The sequence below is a fragment of the Rhizobium sp. 2YAF20 genome (genome assembly GCF_052114685.1).
In the GTDB taxonomy this organism is placed as follows: domain Bacteria; phylum Pseudomonadota; class Alphaproteobacteria; order Rhizobiales; family Rhizobiaceae; genus Rhizobium.
Genome location: NZ_JBFRFF010000002.1, coordinates 201,074 through 221,454, shown reverse-complemented (window position 1 = coordinate 221,454; position 20,381 = coordinate 201,074). Strand labels below are relative to the sequence as shown.

Here is a 20,381-nt window from a genome sequence, read left to right as displayed (position 1 = left end):
CAGGGTCGGGGAAGCGAATTTCAGCCATGGATGGATGATCGACAATGACGGAAAGTGCTTTGGAACGGGAGGTCTTCGGCAAGACCACAGCGGGCGAGACCGTTTATCGCGTCAAGATCAGCGGCGGCGGCTTGACGGCACACATCATCAGCTGGGGTGCCGTCATCCAGGATCTGCGCCTCGAAGGGCATCAGCCATCGCTCTTGCTCGGCTTTGACGATTTCGACAGTTATCCCGCTCATTCCTCATATTTCGGCGCGACGCCGGGGCGCTGCGCCAACCGGATCGGCGGCGGCAAATTCACCATCGACGGCAAGAACTACCAGCTCGAGCTCAACGAAAAGGGCGTCACCCACCTCCACGGCGGCAAGGACAACACAGCCAAGCGCAACTGGACGATAGTCGAGCACGCCGCCGATCGCGTCGTGCTGAAGATCGTCGATCCCGATGGCCGCGCCGGCTACCCGGGCAACTGCACCATCCAGGCCACCTATTGGGTCCACGGCGATGGCGAATTATCCGTGACCTACGAAACCACGACGGATCAGCCAACGCTTGCCAATGTCTGCCAGCACGCCTACTTCAATCTCGACGGTCACGACGACGCACTCGGCCACGACATCATGATCGCAGCCGACGGTTACCTGCCGACGGATGAACATCAGGTTCCAACGGGCGAAGTCCGGCCCGTTGACGGCACGCCGTTCGATTTCCGTGAGATGTCGCCGATGAAGCGCTTCGCTGGGAGCGAGCAGATGCTCTACGACCACAATTTCTGCCTGTCGCCTGAGCGCACCGCAAAGCGCTCGGTCGTGCTGGCCCGCAGCAACAATTCCGGCGTTGCGCTGGAAGTCCGGACTTCCGAACCCGGCGTGCAGTTCTATACGGGCTTCAAGCTCAATGTCCCCGTCCCCGGTCACGATGGCCAGCGGATCGGACCATTCGCGGGGTTCTGCCTGGAAACGCAAATATGGCCCGATGCCGTCAATCACGAAGGCTTCCCCAATGCCGTCCTGCGCCCGGGCGAAGTGCTGCGGCAGGAAACGGACTACATCTTCACCAGAAGCTGACCGGTCTTCGGTTCGTCACGTCGCGGCCGCATGCTGAAAAGCATGCGGCCGTTTTCGTTTGGCCATAGTTTCACAAATCAATCCTTGCCAATTGGTTCTAGATAGGTTCTATAATCGAGCCATGGATAGAACCATTTTAATCTCAGAGCTGAGTGCCAGGGGTTTGCGAGATGGGGCCTTGAGTGGCCCGTTGTACAAACGGCTGGCGCAGGCGCTGACGGGATTGATCCACGAAGGCCTGCTGAAGCCCGGTGCGGCGCTTCCCGCTGAACGCGATCTTGCAGAGGCGCTGCAAATTGGCCGGGTCACGGTGCGCACCGCCTATCGTGACCTGATGTCGTCGGGAGCGCTGGAATCGCGGCATGGCAGCGGCACCTTCGTATCGCAGAAGGTCGAGCGGATGGAGCAATCTTTGTGGCGGCTTTCATCTTTCTCGGCAGACATGCGCTCGCGCGGACGCTCGCCTGCGGCTCGGATATTGTCACGCACGGTGGGCAAGCCGGCACCGGAGGAAAGTTTCGTCCTCGGCCTCGGCCTCGACGAACCGGTATTGCGGCTCGACCGCCTTCGTCTGGCGGATGGACTGCCGCTCGCCATCGAGCGCGCCGTCGTGCCGATAAAATTTCTTCAACAAGATGCGGCAGGTGAAGGTTCGCTCTATGATGCGCTGACCGAGAACGGTTTCCGGCCGGTCCACGCCTTGCAGCGCCTGACGGCGGTCACGCTGGACCCATCCTCTGCCGCGATCCTCGACGTTCAGCCCGGCGCACCGGCGCTATTGATCGAGCGCGTTTCCCGCCTGGAAGACCAGCGTGTCGTTGAATACACGCGATCACATTATCGCGGCGACGCCTATGATTTCGTTGCCGAACTGAAAATTGGAGATGACCTATGAGCGACACCCAATCCCTGATGCTGAAGGAGGCAGGCGAGGCGCCTCACGTCGTGGCAACTCTGCTTGAAAAGGAAAAGCCCGTCTTTGTCGAGATTGCAAAGCTGTTCTCCGCGGCCCGTCCGCCGGTGATTACCACGGCAGCGCGAGGCTCATCGGACCACGCAGCGACTTTCTTCAAATATCTGTTCGAAATTTCCTGCGGCATCCCGGTTGCATCAGTCGGCCCTTCCATCGCTTCGGTCTATGGTTCGGCGCTGCACCTGCAAGGCGGCATCCACTTCACCGTCTCTCAGTCCGGCGGCAGTCCCGACATTATCGCGCTGCAGGCGGCGGCAAAACGAGGCGGCGCAACCACGATCGCCGTTGTCAATGTCACCGACAGCCCGCTGGCCAAACAGGCCGACATCGTGCTCGACCTCAATGCCGGCGCTGAAAAAAGCGTGGCAGCGACGAAATCCTTCATAGCGGCGGTTGCAGCCCTTGCCGGTGTGACGGCAGCGGTTGCCCATAGCACCGACTTGCAGACCGGCCTTGCAAGGCTGCCGGAGGCTCTGGCGGCAACGGCCGGCATCAATGCCGCCGAAGCCGAAGACGTGTTCTTCAACGCGACATCGCTTTACACCGGCGGACGCGGCCCGGCCTTTGCGATTGCGCTTGAAGCGGCATTGAAGGCAAAGGAGACCTCTGGTCTGCACGCGGAGGCCTTCTCTCTTGCCGAATTGATGCACGGCCCGATGCGGCTGGTTCAGCCAGGCTTTCCAGTCGTTGCCTTCGCTCCTGATGACGCCGCCTTCGCAAACAATGCCCAGGCGCTGGAGCGCCTGCAGAAATTGGGGGCGACTGCGGTATCCTTCTCGACGACGGCATTGCCCGGTGTCAATCTGCGCACGCCCTCGACCGGAAACGGCCTCTTGGACCCGCTTGTGTCGATACTCTGCTACTACCGACTGATCGAGTCCGTGACGCGTCGCAAAGGTTTTGATCCGGATAAGCCGGCCAATCTCCTCAAGGTCACGGAGACTATGTGATGGATTACAAGGTCTTCACCGGTGCCCGGATCTTCGACGGCGAGCGTCTCCATGAGAATAGCGCGCTCGTCACCAGCAATGGCCGCGTGCAGGCAATCACATCTTATAGCGGCCTGCCCGAAGGCGCCGAGATCATCAGCCTTGAGGGCGGCGTTCTGTCGCCCGGCTTCATCGATGCGCAGGTCAACGGCGGCGGCGGCAGGATGCTCAACGACGATCCCTCGCCGGACTCCATGTACATCATTGCCAAAGGCCATCGAACCTACGGCACGACCGCCATGCTGCCCACCTTGATTACCGACGTCGGCGCCGCATCGACAGCGGCGATCGAAGCCGCGATCGAGGCGGTCAAGGCCGGCCGCGGCGTTGTCGGTCTGCATCTCGAAGGGCCGCATCTATCGCCAGCCCGCAAAGGCGCGCATCTGCCGGAACTCATGCGGCCGGTGGAAGACAGCGACGTCAAGACTTTCATCCGCGCTCGCGAGGAGATCGGCACGCTGCTTGTCACCATAGCAGCCGAGCAGGTGACCGATCGTCAGGTTCAGGCGCTTAACGAGGCAGGCGTCATCGTCAGCATCGGCCATTCCGATTGCACCGCCGACGTCGCCGACATGCGCTTTGACGCCGGCGCGCGCGGCGTCACCCACCTCTTCAATGCCATGAGCCAGCTCGGCCACCGCGCGCCCGGCCTGGTCGGCGCGGCGATCGATCATCCCTCCGCCTGGTGCGGCATCATCGCAGACGGACACCATGTCGACCCGCGGGCGCTTCGTGTCGCACTGCGCGCCAAGCGCGGTGAAGGGCGGCTGTTTTTCGTCACCGATGCGATGTCGCTCGTCGGTTCAGACAAGCAGAGCTTCACGCTGAACGGCCGCACCGTCTATCGCAAGGAAGGCGGCTTTTGCTCGAGGGTCGTGCTCGCAGACGGCACGCTTGCAGGCTCCGACGTCGATATGGCGTCAACGATCCGCTACGGCGTCAGCGTGCTCGAATTGTCGCTGGTCGAGGCATTGCGCATGGCCACTTCCTACCCTGCCCGCTTCCTGCGGTTGGCTGATCGCGGCCATCTTAGGCCTGGCGCCCGCGCTGATCTTGCTCACATCAATGACACCATTGAGGTAACCGCCACCTGGATGGCAGGCGAGCTCTCGGCCTAGAGGCTCCAGCCAAAGTACAAAGAAAGAGAGACGCCGGCATGACTGCGATCACCGACGCTTATTTCACAAGCCTCATCCAGAGGCTCGGGGAACTGCGCGAAACACTTGCCGAGCCGATGTCGAAAGCGGCGGCGGTCATCTGCAAGGCCGCACGGGCCGACCACCGTGTTTATATCTTCGGAACCGGCCATTCACATATGCTGGCCGAGGAAGTCCACTACCGCGCCGGTGGCGTGGCAATCACCATCCCCATCCTGGTGGGCTCGGCCATGCTCCACGAAGGCGCTGTCATCAGCTCGGTCTATGAGAGGACCGAGGGCCTCGTTCGCCCGGTCATGGAGCGCTATCGCATGGAAAAGGGCGATGTGCTGATCATAGCCTCCAATTCCGGCGTCAACGCCGCACCGACGGAGGCAGCCGACTATGGTCGCGAGATCGGCGCGACGATCATCGCCGTGACATCCCTTGCCTATTCGGCAGCGATCGCCAATGGCCGCCGCAGATTGGCAGATCTCGCCGATATCGTCCTCGACAATGGTCTTCCGCCGGGCGATGCCGTGATCGACCTGCCTGGAAGCGGGCTGAAGGTCGGCCCGGTCTCGACGGCGATCGGCGTGACGGTGCTAAACGCCATCTTCGCCGAAGTCGCTGCGGAACTGTCGAAATCCGGCGAGGCACCGGTCTATCTCAGCGCCAACATGCCTGGCGCCAAGGACATCAACCAGCGGCTGGTGACCAAATACCGGCCACGCAATCCGCACCTCTGATGTCCATTCGGCCGCTTGACGGACGCCTTTCAGGCGGCCGCTTCTTCCTTGATTTCAGATTCTACGCGCTTTTGGCGTCGGCGCAGGACCACGTAGAACACCGGCGTCAGGAACAGGCCGAACAGGGTTACGCCCAACATGCCCGAGAACACCGCGGTGCCGAGAGACTGGCGTAGCTCCGCGCCGGGTCCGGTTGCAATCATCAGCGGCACGACGCCGAGGATGAAGGCGAAAGCAGTCATCAGGATCGGACGCAGCCGCAGATGGCTCGCCTCGATTGCCGCCTCGACGGCGTTCTTGCCCTCAAGCTGCGCTTGTCGCGCGAACTCGACGATCAGGATGGCGTTCTTGGCCGCAAGGCCGATCAGGACGATCAGGCCGATCTGCGTCAGGATATTGTTGTCCTGGCCCCTGAGATGGACGCCGATGAGGGCAGCCAGAACTGCAAGCGGTACGATCAGGATGATCGCCAGCGGCAGGATCCAGCTTTCATACTGCGCCGCCAGCGCCAGGAAGACGAAGATCACCGACAATGCGAAGATATAGACCGCCGTGTTGCCGGTATTCTTTTCCTGATAGGCAAGCTCGGTCCATTCGAAGGTCGTGCCTGCCGGAAGCAGGCTCTTTGCCATGCCTTCCATCGTATCGAGCGCGGTACCGGTCGATATGCCGGGGCCGGGATTGCCCTGGAGCGGCACCGATACATACATGTTGTAGCGCTGGACGAGCGACGGGCCGGTCGTGTCGCGGATATCGACCAGCGTGCCGAGCGGCACCAGCGCGCCGGTGGCTGAGCGAACCTTTAATGCCAGAATATCGTCCCTGTCCATGCGGTATTGCTGGTCCGCCTGCGCTCGCACCTGATAGATGCGGCCGAAGGCATTGAAGTCGTTGACGTAGGATGTGCCGAGATTGATCGACAACGTTTCGAAGATATTCGGGATCGGCACGTTCAGCGCCCGCGCCTTGTCGCGGTCGACGGCGAGGAAGAATTGCGGGCTGTTGGCCGAGAAGGTGGTGAACACACCCGACAGCCCCTTATTCTGCGCCGCCGTGCCCATCATCTGATAGGCAAGCGGCAGGATGCGGCGCATGTCGGGATTTTCACGGTCCATGATCTGCATTTTGAAGCCACCGGAATTGCCGACGCCGCGGATCGAAGGCGGTGGCACCGCGATGATGAAGGCTTCCTGGATGCTCTGTAGATTGCCATAGAGCTGCCCGATGATCTTGCTCGCTGTCAGACCGCTCTTCTGTCTGTCCTCGAAACTGTCAAAGGGCGTGAAGATAACCCCCGAATTCGAGGCATTGGTGAAGGTCGCTCCATTGAAGCCGGCGAAAGCGACCGCATTCTTGATGCCGGGCGTCTTGCGGATGATCTCGGAGGCCCGCTGGATCACCGCGTCGGTACGCGACAGCGACGCTCCATCTGGCAATTGCACGACGACGATCGCGTAGCCCTGGTCGACGGTCGGAATGAAGCCCTGTGGCACGATCTTGCCCATGTACCATGTCGCTCCAAGCAATCCGACGAAGACGAGGAGCGCGCAGAAAAGAGCAATCCCGGTGCCGACGATGTGGCGCACAAGCCAGGAATAGCCGTGGCTCATCCGGTCGAAGCCGCGGTTGAAACCGTTGCCAAGGCTACGGCCGAACCGCGAGAAGATGTTGTGGGATTTATTGTGGTCGTGCGGACGAAGCACGATCGCTGCCAGTGCTGGCGACAGCGTCAGCGAGTTGAGGCAGGAAATCGCCGTCGCAACGGATATGGTCACGGCGAATTGCCGGTAGAACTGGCCGGAGATTCCCGGAATGAACGCGGTCGGCAGGAAGACGGCGATGAGGACGAGCGAGATCGCAAGCACTGCCGTGCCGACCTCGTTCATCGTCGTGTGCGAGGCTTCCCTCGGGGTCATGCCCAGCGAAAGATTGCGTTCGACATTTTCGACGACGACGATCGCGTCGTCGACGACAATGCCGATGGCAAGTACCAGCCCGAACAGCGTCAATAGGTTCAGCGAGAAGCCGAATGCGAGCAGAAAGGCAAAGGTGCCGATCAGCGACACCGGAATGGCAACGATCGGAATGATCGCCGTGCGCCAGGACTGCAGGAACACCAGCACCACGATCGCCACAAGGATCGCTGCTTCGAAGATCGTCTTGTAGACCTCGGTGATCGATTCGGAGATGAACTCGGTCGGATTATAGACGATGCGATATTCGAGCCCCGGCGGGAAATCCTGCGACAGGGCGGTCATCATCTTTTGGATATCGGCTGCCGCTTGCAAGGCATTGGTGCCAGGCCGGGAGAAAATACCAAGCGCCACGGCCGGACTGCCGTTCAGATAGCTGTTGGTGACATAGTCCTGGGCACCAAGCTCGACGCGGGCCACATCTTGCAACTGGACGAGACGGCCGCTATCGGTCGCCTTGACGATGACATAGCGAAACTGCCGCGCATCGGAAAAGCGTCCCTGCGTCGTCACGGTATATTGGAAGGCGTTGGTCCCTGATGCCGGCGGACCGCCGATCGAACCGCCGGAGACCTGGACGTTCTGATCTCTAAGCGCCTGAACGATATCCCCGGCAGTCATGCCATAGGCCGACAGCTTCTGCGGATCGAGCCAGATGCGAAGCGCATATTGCCGTTCGCCGAAGAGCTGCACGTCGCCGACGCCGTCGAGGCGGACGAGAAGATCGCGGATGCGCGAGCGTGCATAATTCGAGATATAAAGCTGGTCATAACGATTGCTGGGCGAAAGCACGTGCACGACCATCATCAGATCGGGTGAGCTCTTGACCGTCGTAATGCCGATGCGCCGCACGTCATCCGGCAGGCGCGGTTCGGCAATGGCGACGCGGTTCTGGACCAGCACCTGCGCCTTGTCGAGATCGGTGCCGAGCTTGAAGGTGATAGTGAGTGCCATTGAGCCGTCGGCGCTGGAATAGGAGGACATATAAAGCATGTCCTCGACGCCGTTGACTTCCTGTTCGATCGGCGTTGCCACCGTGTCGGCGATCGTCTGCGAATCCGCGCCGGGATAGGAGGTGCGCACCACGATCGTCGGCGGTGCGATCTCGGGGTATTGCGCGACCGGAAGCTGGAAATAGGCAATGCCACCGACGATCAACAGCACGATCGATAGAACCGACGCAAAGATCGGTCGGTCGACGAAGAAATGGGAAAATCTCATTGGCCGGACCCCGCATTCGGAGCTTCCGGTGGAAGCGTGCTCATCTGCGGTGCGACCTTGGCACCGGGCCGAATGCGCATCAGGCCGTTGACGACGATGGTCTCATCGCCGGTCATGCCGCTGCGAATGACCCGGTAACCGTAAAGCTTGGGTCCGAGGCGCACCGGCTTGCCGGTGACGCTGCCGTCGCTGCCGACCACATAGACGACCCGCTGGTCCTGGTCGGCTGCGATCGCCTCGTCGGGGACGAGGATGGCTTGATAGCTATTCGAACCGGCCACTTCGATCCGGCCGAAAAGGCCGGGCTGCAGCACGAAGTTCGGATTCGGGAAACGGGCCCGGACCCGCATCGTGCCGGTCGCGTTATCGACGCGGTTCTCGGCGAAATCGAGCTTTCCCTTGAATTCCTGTTGCGCCTGGTCGGCGATCTTCACCGTGACTTCAAGCGCGCCGCCACCTTCCTGCAGATTACTGCCGTTCTTGCGGGCCTGGTCGGCATAGGAAAGCAGCCGGCGTTCATCGACATCGAAATAGAAATCGATCGGGTCGAGCGACACGATCGAGGTGAGCGCGGTCTGGTCGGCCTGGACGAGATTGCCGACCGAGATCAGCCGGCGATCGATGCGGCCGGAAAGCGGCGCGGTGATCTTGGTGTATTCCATGTCGAGTGTCGCCCGATCCACGGCCGCCTGGGCACCGCGAACATTGGCCTGTGCAGAAATCAGGTCACGGCGGCGGTCGTCGAGATTTGATGCCGACAAGCTGCCGGTGCTGGCGAGCGATTGCGTGCGGGCGAATTGTGCGTCGGCATTGGTCAGCGTCGACTTTGACACTTCGAGTGACGCGGTCGCCTCGTTAAGCGCGTTGATATAGGGCCGCTGGTCGATGACAAAGAGCAAGTCGCCCTGCTTGACCATGGCACCGTCCTGGAAATCTACCTCCTGCAGATAGCCACCGATACGCGAGCGCACGGAGACCTCGTCGACGGCCTGGAAGCGGCCGATGAATTCGTCACTGTCGGTCACCTCGCGAACGACCGGCTTGGCAACCGTCACCGGGGCCGGCGGCGGGGCGCTCTGTGCGGATACCGGCGTCCAGGTGAGAAGCGCAACCGAACAACCGAGAAGTGCGAAGCGAATAAAGTCGCGTTTCATGGAAATCCCCTCACCAATAGCCCGCAGGCTCTCCGGAGGAGCCAGCGGCTTTGCCGACAACATGCAGTCCGTATTCGATCCGAGGTACGAAATATTTATTTGCGAAATTCGCGCAGTCTAGCAGTTACCATTGTGCGGAGGCATTTAAGGTCTTGAATCCGGCCTGCTATTCGTAGCCGCGAGCAGTTACCTCGGTCTTGGCCACGATCATGCCCATTCTGCTACCGATGTAAATAGGCTTCGCCAATCAATCAATTGTCAAATCAATCAATGCCTGTAAGGCTCCGGACTTCGACCCACAGCCGGCTATTGAAAGCTAGGCGACAAAAACCTGCATCTCCGCCGGGACGGTTGCAAGCTGGCCGGCGCGCCGCCGCATCGCATATCTTAGCGACTGCTCCACCACGCGTGGCGCGATCGGTTTTGTGACGACACCGAGCGTCCCGCTTACGCCCTGGGCAACCACCTCCGGATTGGCTGTCATGAAGATCACCGCGATACCGAATTTCTCAGCGAGCATCTGCCCGATCGCCGGACCTGTGGCTCCATCCGACAGGTTGACATCGACGAACGCGATGTCGGCGAGCGGGGCGGCTTGCATCGCTCGCTCCATGTTGTTTGCGATGCCGACAACCTTCATTCCGCTCTCTTTGACCATATCCTCGAGGTCGAGCGCGACCAGCATTTCATCTTCCACGATCAGTACTTTTTCGTTCATCACATCATTTCCTTCTGCCAACGACGCATTACATTTGCCGGCATGAGACCGATCCGATTTTGATCGGACTCCAGGGGATATCCCGCGTCAGCTGGATAATGGCCGGTAAACAGGAATGTTCCGCCGTGAGACAAAAAAATATCTGCTAACTATTTGTTAACTATAGAATTTTTGAAGTAAACGAAAAATTAGCCTTCGAGTTCTTCACGCAGGGCCTCGAGCTCCAGCCATTCCTCTTCCATCCTGGCAATGCTTGCCCGCAGCTTTTCCATCTCCGCTGCAAGTCTATTGAAGCCGGCCGGATCCTTGGTGAAAAGGCTTGGGTCAGCCATCTTCTTCTCACGAGCGGCGATCTCGGCTTCCGCCTTGACCATCTCATTTGGAAGGTTGTCCAAGGCGAATTTCTGCTTGAAGGATAGCTTTCCCTTGGCCCGCGGAGAGTTGTTCTGGGCAGGCGCGACCACGTCGGGCGCTTTGGTCCGATCCGCCTTTTCGACCCGCTTGCGGTCCTCAATGACGCCCTTGCGCTGGATCAGCATGTCCGAATAGCCGCCGGCGTACTCGATCCAGCGCCCATCCGGGTCGTCCGGATTTGCCGGCGCGATCGTCGACGTCACGGTGCGGTCGAGGAAATCGCGATCATGGCTGACGAGGATCACGGTTCCGGCAAAGCCTGCGACAATCTCCTGCAGCAAATCCAGTGTCTCGATGTCGAGGTCGTTGGTCGGTTCGTCGAGGATCAAAAGGTTCGTCGGTCGCGACAGGATGCGCGCAAGCATCAGGCGGGCACGCTCGCCGCCCGAAAGTTTGCGGATTGGCGTGCGGGCCTGTTCCGGCTGGAAGAGAAAGTCTTTCATATAGCCCGTCACATGCCGCTGCTCACCGTTGACCAGCAGGTTCTCGCCGCGCCCGTCCGTCAGATAATGCGCGAGCGTCTCTTCCGGATTGAGGTCTTCGCGTTTCTGATCGAGAGTGGCGATCTCCAGATTGGTTCCGAGCTTTACTGTCCCGCTGTCGGGCACCAGCTCGCCGGTCAGCATCTTCAGGAGCGTCGTCTTGCCGGCGCCGTTCGGCCCGACCAAGCCAATGCAATCGCCGCGATGAACCCGGATCGAGAACGGCGCGACGATCGTGCGATCACCATAGGTCTTTGTGATGTTTTCGGCCTCGATCACCAGCTTGCCGGATTCCTGAACGTCGGAGATATTGGCCTGCACAGAGCCCTGCGGTCCCTTGTGCCCGCGATAGTCCGCCCGCATTCCCTGCAATTCGCCGAGCCTGCGCATGTTGCGCTTGCGCCGGGCGGTGACGCCGTAGCGCAGCCAGTGCTCCTCGCGTTCGATCGCCTTGCCAAGCTTGTGCTGCTCCAGCTCTTCGGCTTCCAGCACCTGGTCGCGCCAGGCCTCGAACGACCCGAAGCCCCTGTCGAGCCTGCGCGAGGTGCCGCGGTCGAGCCAGACGGTGGCGGTCGATACCTTCTCGAGGAAGCGCCGGTCGTGCGAGATCAGCACGAGGGCGCTGCGCGTCTTCCTGAGCTCGCCTTCCAGCCATTCGATCGTCGGCAGGTCTAGATGGTTGGTCGGCTCGTCCAAGAGCAGGATGTCTGGCTCCGGCGCCAGCACGCGCACCAGTGCCGCCCGGCGCGCCTCGCCCCCCGACAACATGTTCGGGTCTTCCTCGCCGGTCAGTCCAAGATGGGACAACAGATAGCTGACGCGATAATGATCGTCGCTCGGTCCAAGGCCCGCCTCCGCATAGGCGGCGACAGTCTTGAAATCGCCGAAGTCGGGCGCCTGCTCGAGATATCTTACCGTCGACGAGGGGTGACGGAAAAATTCGCCGGATTGCGCTTCGACAAGTCCGGCAGCGATCTTCAGCAATGTCGACTTGCCCGAACCGTTTCGGCCGACCAGGCAGATTTTGTCTCCCGGCTCGATCTGCAGCGACGCTCCTGCCAGAAGCGGCGCTCCGCCAAAGCTTAGAAAAATATCGTCGAGTTTAAGAATAGGAGGCGCCAAGGATCAGACTCCGGAAAGGTCATAGGGGCGGGCGAGTATGATCGCCCTGCCGCTTGCAAGCGAAAAGCGCACAGGGCCTTCCGCGACATTGGAAATGGTGCGCGACGAGCCGAACGGCAAATGGAAGTCGGCAAGCGGATAGCGCGCATCATGGATGAAAAGGCCCTTGAGCTCGCTGAAGCCAGGGACCGAAAACAGGCTGCCCTTGGGCAGATCGAGAACGATCTCGCCGGGCAGAAGCGGCACTGCCTCTTCATGACCAGAGGTCAAGAGAACGTCAAAGCCCTGTTCGGCAAGGCGGACGCCATAAAGAAGAAGCGCCAGCGCATGGTCGGAGCGCTCGCCGCCGAGCGCTCCGGCAAGGATCAGCCGCTTGGCACCGCGATGGATTGCCTCCAGCACCGCGATCTCACCATCGGTTGCGGCCTTTGCGGCCGGATAGGGTTGCTTCGCCACATCTGGAAAGGCATCGCGCAGATCGGGTGGCGTCGAATCGAAATCGCCGACCCAAAGCTCGGGAACCACTCCAAGTGCCGCCGCATGGCGCATCCCTCCGTCGGCCGCGATGAAGCGGCTGTCCTTGACGGCCGCTTTCAAGCGATCCGTAAGGTGCAACTCGCCGCCGAGCAGAATGGTGAAGGTGGATTGGTTCATGCGCCAAGCCCATAGCGCAAAGACGGGCCTATAGGGAAGAGCAGCCCGGCGCCGAAACCGAAAAGGCGGCCGTCAACCGTCCGTTTCCTTGTAGTGCGCCTTGAACGCCTGCTCGAAACCACCGATGAACTGGTCGAACAACCGCGAGAACGCCTCGATATCATCAGGCGACCAATCCGCGACAATACCCTTAATCAACGACAGCTTCTGAGCCTGGATCTCGGCAACCAACCGCTGCCCAAGTGCTGTCAGCACGACGACGATGCGCCTGGCATCCGCCTGTGAAGCCTTACGGCGCAGAACACCGCGACTAACCATTTCGGCAACGATCCGGCTTGCCCGCGACGGATCGATGCGCATGATATCGGCAATGGCACCAACCGTCACTTCTCCGGCAACTTCCGCACGCCTCACGGCGTCGAGAACGTCGAGATGGGACAATTCCAGCCCCGGCGAAACATTCTGAATTGCCAGCCGCCCGATCATGCGGCGTCCGGTCATCAAACGCATGCGCGTCATGACCCGGCCGATCCGGAGGACATTCTCCATTTCACTGGCTTTCAAATCTTCGTTTTCGTGCGTGATCGAGGCTGACGTCATTGCTCAGACATATCAGAACATTCCTTGAATTAAAATATGCATCCGTCATTCACGTGTCATTGACATTTATATGCCAATAGCACATATATCGCGCTATTCGAGATTGGTACCTGTTTCCATGGCTATACAAACTGCGACCGCGCCGCTCGTTACAGATCCTCGCCGGCGATTTATCCTCTTTCTTTTCCTCCTGACCGCGATGTTCATGGCAACGCTCGACAATCAGATCGTGTCGACGGCTTTGCCGACGATCGTCGGCGAGTTCGGCCATCTCGAGCGGTTCGGCTGGATCGGCTCTGCCTACCTGCTTTCGCTCAGCGCAGTGATGCCGATCTATGGCAAGTTGGGCGACCTGTTCGGCCGCAAATATGTGATGATCACGGCCATCACCATCTTCACTGTCGGATCTGCCGTTTGCGGCCTGTCCGTATCAATGAACACGTTGATCGCAGCTCGCGTCCTCCAGGGTTTCGGAGGAGGCGGAATTCTTGTCTCCATTTTCTCCATCAACGCCGACCTGTTCGAACCACGCGAACGGGCCCGCTACCAGAGCTATTCCAGCCTCGCGCTTATGGCATCAGGTGCCATCGGTCCGGTTCTCGGCGGTACGATGAGCGACCTCTTCGGCTGGCGTTCGATTTTCCTCGTCAATCTGCCGATCGGCTTCATCGTGCTTGCCGGGCTTGTGACGATGCTTCCCTATCGCAAGCCTGAGCGTAAGCCGAAAATCGACTACGCCGGCGCAATTCTTCTCGCGATGACGACGACGAGCATCGTGCTCGCTGCCGACGGCGCGGATCTTTTCGGATCGCTGCTGTCGCCCGCAAGCCTTGGCGTCATCGCATTCGGTGTCATCTGCGCAATCTCCTGGGTATTTGTCGAACGGCGCGCGCCCGAACCCATCGTGCCGATGACCCTGTTCCGCAACTCCACATTCAGCCTCCTGCTGATCTGCTCGGTCACGAGCGGGGCGGTGGGGATAGGCATGGTCAACTATTTCGCCCTGTTCCTTCAAACAACGACCGGCCTTTCGCCGTCTATGGCCGGGCTGCTGTTCATCCTCTTGACGGGTGGCATCGTCTGCGGCTCGCTATCGACCGGTCGATTGATCTCAGCGACGGGACGCTACAAGCCATTTGCCGTTGCCAGTGCTGCCTGCAGCCTGATTGTGTTCGCCGCATTGTCGCAGGTCCATGCGGGCACTCCGATCGCCCTCATCGGCTTCTTCATGCTCCTGCACGGCATTGGCATTGGCCTTGCGCAGCAGGTCCCCATCATCGGCGTGCAGAATGCCGCAACAAGCCGCGATGTCGGCGCTGCAACCGGTGCAGTGACCCTGTCGCGCATGGGCGGTGCGTCGATTGCCATCTCCATCTATGGAGGCATCGTTGCCGCCAGGCTGTCGCATATCGGCCTCACCATACCTGGGATCAGTAACATCGAGGAACTGACGCCGAAGATGATGGCATTATTGCCTGATGCAACACGGGAGGCGGTCGCCAATGCCTATGCTGCAGCTTTCAATCCGCTGTTCATGACTGCCGCCGTCACCTGCCTTATCGGCCTCGTCTCGGCATCGATGTTGAAGAACGTCCAACTGCCCGGAGCCGTCAAAAAACCGGATCCGACGACTGCCGCGCAAGCTGCCGAATAGCTGGGCTGATTGCAGTGCAAGGGACGACAATCGCCGCCCCTTGCCACCGGGCGACCTCCACGCTAAATCTTCAAGCGCTCTAACGGGGTGCCCTGCGTCAAGTGCGCAAGGCTGAGAGGCTTTAGACAAGCCAACCCGCGGAACCTGATCCGGCTAACACCGGCGGAGGGATTAGACGCGTGATATGTCAAAGCGCCCTTTTCCCGTTCAACACGAACCATGGAGGAGGCGCGACATGCCCACCGGATCGCTGACGACATTGATGGCAGGCCTTGCTTTGGCTCTGGCCGCAGCATTCACTATTCCCGGCAACGCTGAGGCGGCCGACAAGACGCTGACAATCTATACCTATGAAAGCTTCACCGCAGACTGGGGCCCCGGCGCCAAGGTCAAGGCCGCTTTCGAAAAGACCTGCGGCTGCACCGTCAACTATGTCAGCGTCACCGACGGCGTCGCGCTGCTTTCCCGGCTGAAGCTCGAGGGCGCCACCACCAAGGCGGACATCGTCCTCGGCCTCGACACCAACCTCATCGACGAGGCCAAGGCGACCGGCCTGTTCGACGCCCACGGCATCGACACGAGCGGCCTGAAGGTGCCGGGCGAATTCAAGGACGACGTCTTCGTTCCCTACGACTACGGCCATTTCGCAGTCGTCTATGACACGCAGGCTATCAAGAACCCACCGACAAGCATGCTCGAACTCATCGAGGGCGATCCCTCGCAGAAGATCGTCATCGAGGACCCGCGGACCTCGACACCGGGCCTTGGGCTGCTGCTCTGGGTGAAGTCCGTCTATGGCGACAAGGCAACAGACGCGTGGAGCAAGCTGAAAGGCCGTGTGCTGACGGTAACGCCGGGTTGGTCGGAAGCCTATGATCTCTTCACCAAGGGCGAAGCGCCGATGGTGCTTTCCTACACCACATCGCCGGCCTATCACATGATCGTCGACAAGACCGATCGTTATCAAGCCGCCGCCTTCTCCGAAGGTCACTATATCCAGATCGAGGTCGCCGGCCTGATCAAATCCTCCCCCAACGAGGACGTGGCGCGTCAGTTTCTCAAATTCATGGTCTCTCCGGCATTCCAGGATACCATTCCCACCAACAACTGGATGATGCCGGTATCGGCTACATCCGAGCCATTGCCCGAGGCTTTCAGCAAATTGGTGGTGCCGTCGAAGACGTTCCTGATGTCCCCTTCCGCGGTGGCCAAGAGCCGCAAGGCATGGATCGATGAGTGGCTGAAAGCCACCGGCACGAACTGAAGCCTTAGCCAATGCAGACAATGGCGGAGCGAAGACGCGCTTTGGCGGGCGGGGCAACAAGCCTCGCCGGCATGGCGATATTTGTCGGCCTGCCGATCATTACGCTTCTCGCCGTCGGTATTAAGACCGGAAGCAGCAATCCGCTGTACGACACGTATATTCTTGGCGTTCTGCGTTTCACGCTTCTCCAGGCAACACTTTCAACCGTTCTGTCCGTGGGGTTGGCGATTCCTGTTGCCCGCGCACTTGCGCGACAGCAGCATTTCGCTGGTCGCATCTGGATTATCCGGTTGATGGCCGTCCCGATGGGGCTTCCGGTACTGATCGGCGCCATCGGCATGCTGGGCATATGGGGTAGGCACGGGCTGCTCAATCAAGCGCTCCTCGCAATCGGCCTTTCTCAACCCATCAGCATCTATGGTTTGACCGGAATCCTCATTGCTCACGTCTTTTTCAACCTGCCGCTGGCATGCCGGCTGATGCTGGCGGGACTGGAGCGTGTGCCGGCAGAATATTGGCTGCTGTCGGCAGGGCTCGGCATGCGGCCAGGCTCCGTTTTCCGTTTTGTCGAATGGCCTGTTTTGCGCGGGCTCATCCCCGGCATCGCGGGATTGATCTTCATGCTGTGCGCGACGAGCTTCACGTTGGTCCTGACGCTTGGAGGCGGCCCGGCCGCCACGACACTCGAAGTTGCGATCTACCAGGCGCTCCGCTTCGACTTCGATCCCGGTCGTGCCGTCGCCTTGTCGCTGATGCAGATCGCCGTGACCGCGATTGTCCTTGGAGCGATGGCGCGGTTTCCAACCGCCGATGATCACGGCCTGACGGCGGGCAGGCGAACAAGGCGCATCGACGGGGAACAAGCGGCCACGCGGCTGATTGACGCGGCATTGCTGCTGCTGGCAGTGCTATTTGTCGGCCTGCCGCTCGCAACGGTCGCGGTGACCGGATTGAAAGCAGATCTCGTCAAGCTCATCGGCCAAGCCGTTTTCATTCAGGCAGCAATCACCAGCCTTGCAATCGCACTCTCAGCCGGGGCGCTGTCGGTGCTAACCTCGCTGGCAATCATCCGGGCGCGCCATGCCATCACTGCAAGGCGTTCAAAGCCGACAACTCTGTCAATCGTTGCGACAGCGCTCCGCACTTCGTCGTCGCTGGTCTTGCTGGTTCCACCGATCGTGCTCGCCACCGGCTGGTTTCTGGCATTGCGGCCGATCGTTGACCCGACGCACTTTGCCGCATTGCTCATCGTCCTTATCAACGCGCTCATGGCTCTGCCGTTCGTCATCCGCGTCCTCGATCCCGCCTATTTCATTCACCATCAACGCACTGACCGACTGGCAACAAGTCTCGGGCTCGCAGGCCTTGCGCGGTATCGTCTGGTGGATTGGCCGGGCTTGCGCAGGCCGGTGTTGATGGCAATGTCCTTTGCCATGGCACTGTCGCTCGGCGACCTCGGTGCCGTTGCCCTTTTCGGCTCAGACAGCCTTGTGACCCTGCCGTGGCTGGTCTACAGCCGCCTTGGCAGCTACCGGACCAATGATGCCGACGGCTTTGCCCTGCTCCTCGGCCTTCTATGTTTTCTGCTGACGATTGCGGGAACCGCTGGTCAGGGACATAAGCCTGGAGAAGGCAAAATGCATGGCTGACGCACTGGGCATCGTGATGACCGACGTGCGACTGAAGCTCGGGACGCAGGAGTTCCGCTTCGACTGCAATATCCCGAAAGGACACATCATCGCGGTGACAGGGCCATCCGGGGCGGGAAAGTCCACATTTCTAAATCTGCTGTCGGGCTTCGAGACACCGGACACAGGCACAATCTCAATGGGCGGCCAGGATGTCACGTCGCTCCATCCTGCCGAGCGCCCAGCATCGCTTGTCTTTCAGGACAACAACCTCTTTGCACATCTCGATCTTTTTACCAATGTCGCACTGGGCGTCAGTCCCTCGCTGAAATTCGCAGCAGAGGACCGTCACCGGATATCACAGGCATTGGCAAAGGTCGGCCTTGCCGGCTTCGAGAGGCGGATGCCAGGAACGCTCTCGGGCGGCGAACGCCAGCGCGCAGCGTTTGCGCGCGCATTGGTGCGCAACCGCCCGCTGCTTCTGCTTGACGAACCGTTTGCAGCACTCGATCCCAGCCTACGGGCCGGGATGGCCGATCTTCTGAAGCGCCTTCATCAAGAGACCGAAAATACCGTTCTCATCGTCTCGCACGATCCAAGAGAGATCAGGCGGCTTGCCGACTACGCCGTCTTCCTCCACGACGGCAAAATTCGGTTGGCAGCACCGATCGATGCTTATCTTGAGCACAAAGACATCCCGGAGTTGCAGGAATTTTTGCAGCATTGAATTGGCTGCGCAGACGAGGCGCCACTTTCGCCATAATTTCATTGTTGCGAGGACGGGAGAATATCGACGTCATGCTGGCTAAAATACAACGCCGCCACAATTAAGCAGAGTCTCGCTATGCAACCGATGCTGAAATCAGCTAGAGCAAAAGGCCTATACCATCCGCAAGAGCGGCGCGGCGACTTGGATGGGCTTAACCTTCGACAAGATGCGATGACGATCGGCTCCATCCGGCGTCCCGCCGACGTGTATACGAGATGAGTGGAACACAGGCCCTGAAGCAGACGAAACGCCAGCGACGTGAAGCAACAGGCTCCGGCTCGGCGTGGAAACGCGGCGTCACGACGCGTGCGCGGCGCTTTGCGCTCGTCTTCATGGCTGCGTCCGCGCTGAACGGCTGCCAATCGCTTGTCGACCAGTCATACCAGCCGAACGTTTCGCCTTCAGCCAACCCGCAAATCGTCTCGGAAGTTCAAAAGAACGATCCACGCGCGCAAATGGGTGCTCGCGAGCATCCGCGCATCGTCGCGAGCTATGGCGGCGAATACAAGGATGCCAAGACCGAGCGCCTCGTTGCCCGCATCGCCGGTGCGTTGACGAGCGTTTCCGAGAACCCGCAGCAGTCTTACCGCATCACCATTCTCAACTCGCCGGCAATCAACGCCTTCGCTTTGCCGGGCGGTTACCTCTATGTCACCCGCGGCCTGTTGGCGCTCGCCGACGATGCCTCGGAAGTCGCCGCCGTCCTGTCGCACGAGATGGCCCATGTCACAGCCAATCATGGCATCGAGCGCCAGAAGCGCGAAGAGGCCGAGGTCATTGCCAGCCGCGTTGTTGCCGAAGTCCTCTCGAGCGATATCGCCGGCAAACAGGCCCTGGCACGCGGCAAGCTGCGCCTTGCCGCCTTCTCGCGCCAGCAAGAGCTTCAAGCCGACGAAATCGGCATCCGCACCCTTGGCCAGGCGGGATATGATCCTTACGCCGCAGCCCGCTTCCTCGACGCCATGGAAGCCTATAGCCGGTTCATGTCGGCAAACTCCGATGTGGACCAGAGCCTCGACTTCCTGTCCAGCCACCCAAGTACGCCTCAGCGCATCGACCTTGCCCGTGATCACGCCCGCGAATTCGGCGAGGACGGCAAAGTCGGCGACAAGGGCCGCGACTACTACCTCGACGGCGTCGACGGACTTCTCTACGGCGATAGCCCGGAAGAAGGCTATGTCCGCGGCCAAACCTTCCTCCACGGTGGCCTTGGCATCCGCTTCGATGTGCCGCCAGATTTTCGGATCGACAACAAGGTCGAGGCGGTGCTCGCCACCGGCCCCGGCGACATTGCAATTCGCTTCGACGGCGTTGCCGACAGCCAGAACCAGAGCCTCACCAACTATATCTCCAGCGGCTGGGTCACCGGCCTCGACACATCGACCATCAAGCCCATGACGATCAACGGCATGGAAGCTGCAACCGCACGTGCTTCCGCCGATCGCTGGGACTTCGATGTCACCGTCATCCGCGACAAGTCGCAAATTTTCCGCTTCCTGACGGCTGTGCCAAAGGGAAGCCCCGCGCTGGAGCAGACCGCCGATACCCTGCGCGCCAGCTTCCGCCACATCACATCGTCCGAAGCTGCATCGCTGAAGCCGTTGCGCGTCCGTGTCTTGACGGTAAAGCCCGGCGACACCATCACCACGCTTGCCTCACGCATGATGGGGACGGACCGAAAACTTGATCTGTTCAAATTGATCAACGCACTTCAGACCGGCGCCTCGATCGCGCCAGGCGATAGGGTCAAGATCATCGCGGAATAAAAGAGGTCCGGCGAGAACCGGACCTGAGCTTCGTCGTGCTGATGT

General features: G+C 60.4%; 16 protein-coding genes and 1 riboswitch. Of the genes, 10 read left to right on the top strand and 6 right to left on the bottom strand.

The genetic code is table 11. From position 1 onward, the window contains the following. The first annotated feature begins 44 nt into the window (after positions 1-44). From AB4Z52_RS05135 to AB4Z52_RS05115, 5 genes are all read left to right on the top strand, one after another. Positions 45-1,070 (top strand): aldose epimerase family protein, encoded by a 1,026-nt coding sequence (locus AB4Z52_RS05135; protein ID WP_442216830.1) that lies wholly within the window; start codon positions 45-47, stop codon positions 1,068-1,070. A gap of 121 nt (positions 1,071-1,191) precedes the next feature. After that, positions 1,192-1,965, top strand: a complete 774-nt coding sequence (locus AB4Z52_RS05130; RefSeq protein WP_442216829.1) for a GntR family transcriptional regulator — start codon at positions 1,192-1,194, stop codon at positions 1,963-1,965. Then, entirely contained in the window at positions 1,962-2,993 is a 1,032-nt protein-coding gene (locus tag AB4Z52_RS05125; RefSeq protein WP_442216828.1) for an SIS domain-containing protein, read from the top strand. Before AB4Z52_RS05130 ends, AB4Z52_RS05125 begins: the two co-directional genes overlap by 4 nt. Next, complete coding sequence (gene nagA / locus AB4Z52_RS05120) at positions 2,993-4,150, top strand: N-acetylglucosamine-6-phosphate deacetylase (protein ID WP_442216827.1); 1,158 nt, start codon at positions 2,993-2,995, stop codon at positions 4,148-4,150. Before AB4Z52_RS05125 ends, nagA begins: the two co-directional genes overlap by 1 nt. 38 nt (positions 4,151-4,188) lie before the next feature. Then, a complete protein-coding gene (locus tag AB4Z52_RS05115) occupies positions 4,189-4,917 on the top strand; it encodes an SIS domain-containing protein (protein ID WP_442216826.1) in 729 nt (242 codons plus the stop codon). 29 nt (positions 4,918-4,946) lie between these two features. Here AB4Z52_RS05115 and AB4Z52_RS05110 read toward each other — a convergent pair whose 3' ends face one another. The 6 genes from AB4Z52_RS05110 to AB4Z52_RS05085 form a co-directional block, all read right to left on the bottom strand. Next, positions 4,947-8,111, bottom strand: coding sequence for an efflux RND transporter permease subunit (locus tag AB4Z52_RS05110; RefSeq protein ID WP_442216825.1), 3,165 nt, complete (start codon positions 8,109-8,111; stop codon positions 4,947-4,949). Further along, complete coding sequence (locus tag AB4Z52_RS05105) at positions 8,108-9,265, bottom strand: efflux RND transporter periplasmic adaptor subunit (RefSeq protein WP_442216824.1); 1,158 nt, start codon at positions 9,263-9,265, stop codon at positions 8,108-8,110. Before AB4Z52_RS05105 ends, AB4Z52_RS05110 begins: the two co-directional genes overlap by 4 nt. 316 nt (positions 9,266-9,581) lie before the next feature. Further along, positions 9,582-9,983 (bottom strand): response regulator, encoded by a 402-nt coding sequence (locus AB4Z52_RS05100; RefSeq protein WP_442216823.1) that lies wholly within the window; start codon positions 9,981-9,983, stop codon positions 9,582-9,584. A 188-nt stretch (positions 9,984-10,171) separates the two neighbouring features. Beyond that, positions 10,172-12,001 carry an ABC-F family ATP-binding cassette domain-containing protein gene (locus AB4Z52_RS05095; protein WP_442216822.1) on the bottom strand — a complete coding sequence of 610 codons (1,830 nt, stop codon included), beginning with the start codon at positions 11,999-12,001 and terminating at the stop codon, positions 10,172-10,174. 3 nt (positions 12,002-12,004) lie between these two features. Further along, positions 12,005-12,655 (bottom strand): thiamine diphosphokinase, encoded by a 651-nt coding sequence (locus AB4Z52_RS05090; RefSeq protein WP_442216821.1) that lies wholly within the window; start codon positions 12,653-12,655, stop codon positions 12,005-12,007. A 72-nt stretch (positions 12,656-12,727) separates the two neighbouring features. Next, positions 12,728-13,255 carry a MarR family winged helix-turn-helix transcriptional regulator gene (locus AB4Z52_RS05085; RefSeq protein WP_442216820.1) on the bottom strand — a complete coding sequence of 176 codons (528 nt, stop codon included), beginning with the start codon at positions 13,253-13,255 and terminating at the stop codon, positions 12,728-12,730. A gap of 118 nt (positions 13,256-13,373) precedes the next feature. Here AB4Z52_RS05085 and AB4Z52_RS05080 point away from each other — a divergent pair, with 118 nt between their 5' ends. The 5 genes from AB4Z52_RS05080 to AB4Z52_RS05060 all read left to right on the top strand — a co-directional run bounded on the left by AB4Z52_RS05080 (position 13,374) and on the right by AB4Z52_RS05060 (position 20,336). Then, complete coding sequence (locus AB4Z52_RS05080) at positions 13,374-14,909, top strand: MDR family MFS transporter (protein ID WP_442216819.1); 1,536 nt, start codon at positions 13,374-13,376, stop codon at positions 14,907-14,909. 73 nt (positions 14,910-14,982) lie between these two features. Continuing rightward, positions 14,983-15,097, top strand: a riboswitch (TPP riboswitch). Between the two features lie 74 nt (positions 15,098-15,171). Next, a complete protein-coding gene (gene thiB / locus AB4Z52_RS05075; RefSeq protein ID WP_442217004.1) occupies positions 15,172-16,173 on the top strand; it encodes a thiamine ABC transporter substrate binding subunit in 1,002 nt (333 codons plus the stop codon). An 11-nt stretch (positions 16,174-16,184) separates the two neighbouring features. Further along, positions 16,185-17,822, top strand: a complete 1,638-nt coding sequence (gene thiP, locus AB4Z52_RS05070) for a thiamine/thiamine pyrophosphate ABC transporter permease ThiP (RefSeq protein WP_442216818.1) — start codon at positions 16,185-16,187, stop codon at positions 17,820-17,822. Further along, positions 17,815-18,528: a thiamine ABC transporter ATP-binding protein gene (locus AB4Z52_RS05065; RefSeq protein WP_442216817.1), complete on the top strand. Its 714-nt coding sequence runs from the start codon at positions 17,815-17,817 to the stop codon at positions 18,526-18,528. Before thiP ends, AB4Z52_RS05065 begins: the two co-directional genes overlap by 8 nt. 374 nt (positions 18,529-18,902) lie before the next feature. Then, positions 18,903-20,336 (top strand): M48 family metalloprotease, encoded by a 1,434-nt coding sequence (locus AB4Z52_RS05060; protein ID WP_442217003.1) that lies wholly within the window; start codon positions 18,903-18,905, stop codon positions 20,334-20,336. Positions 20,337-20,381: the final 45 nt, after the last annotated feature.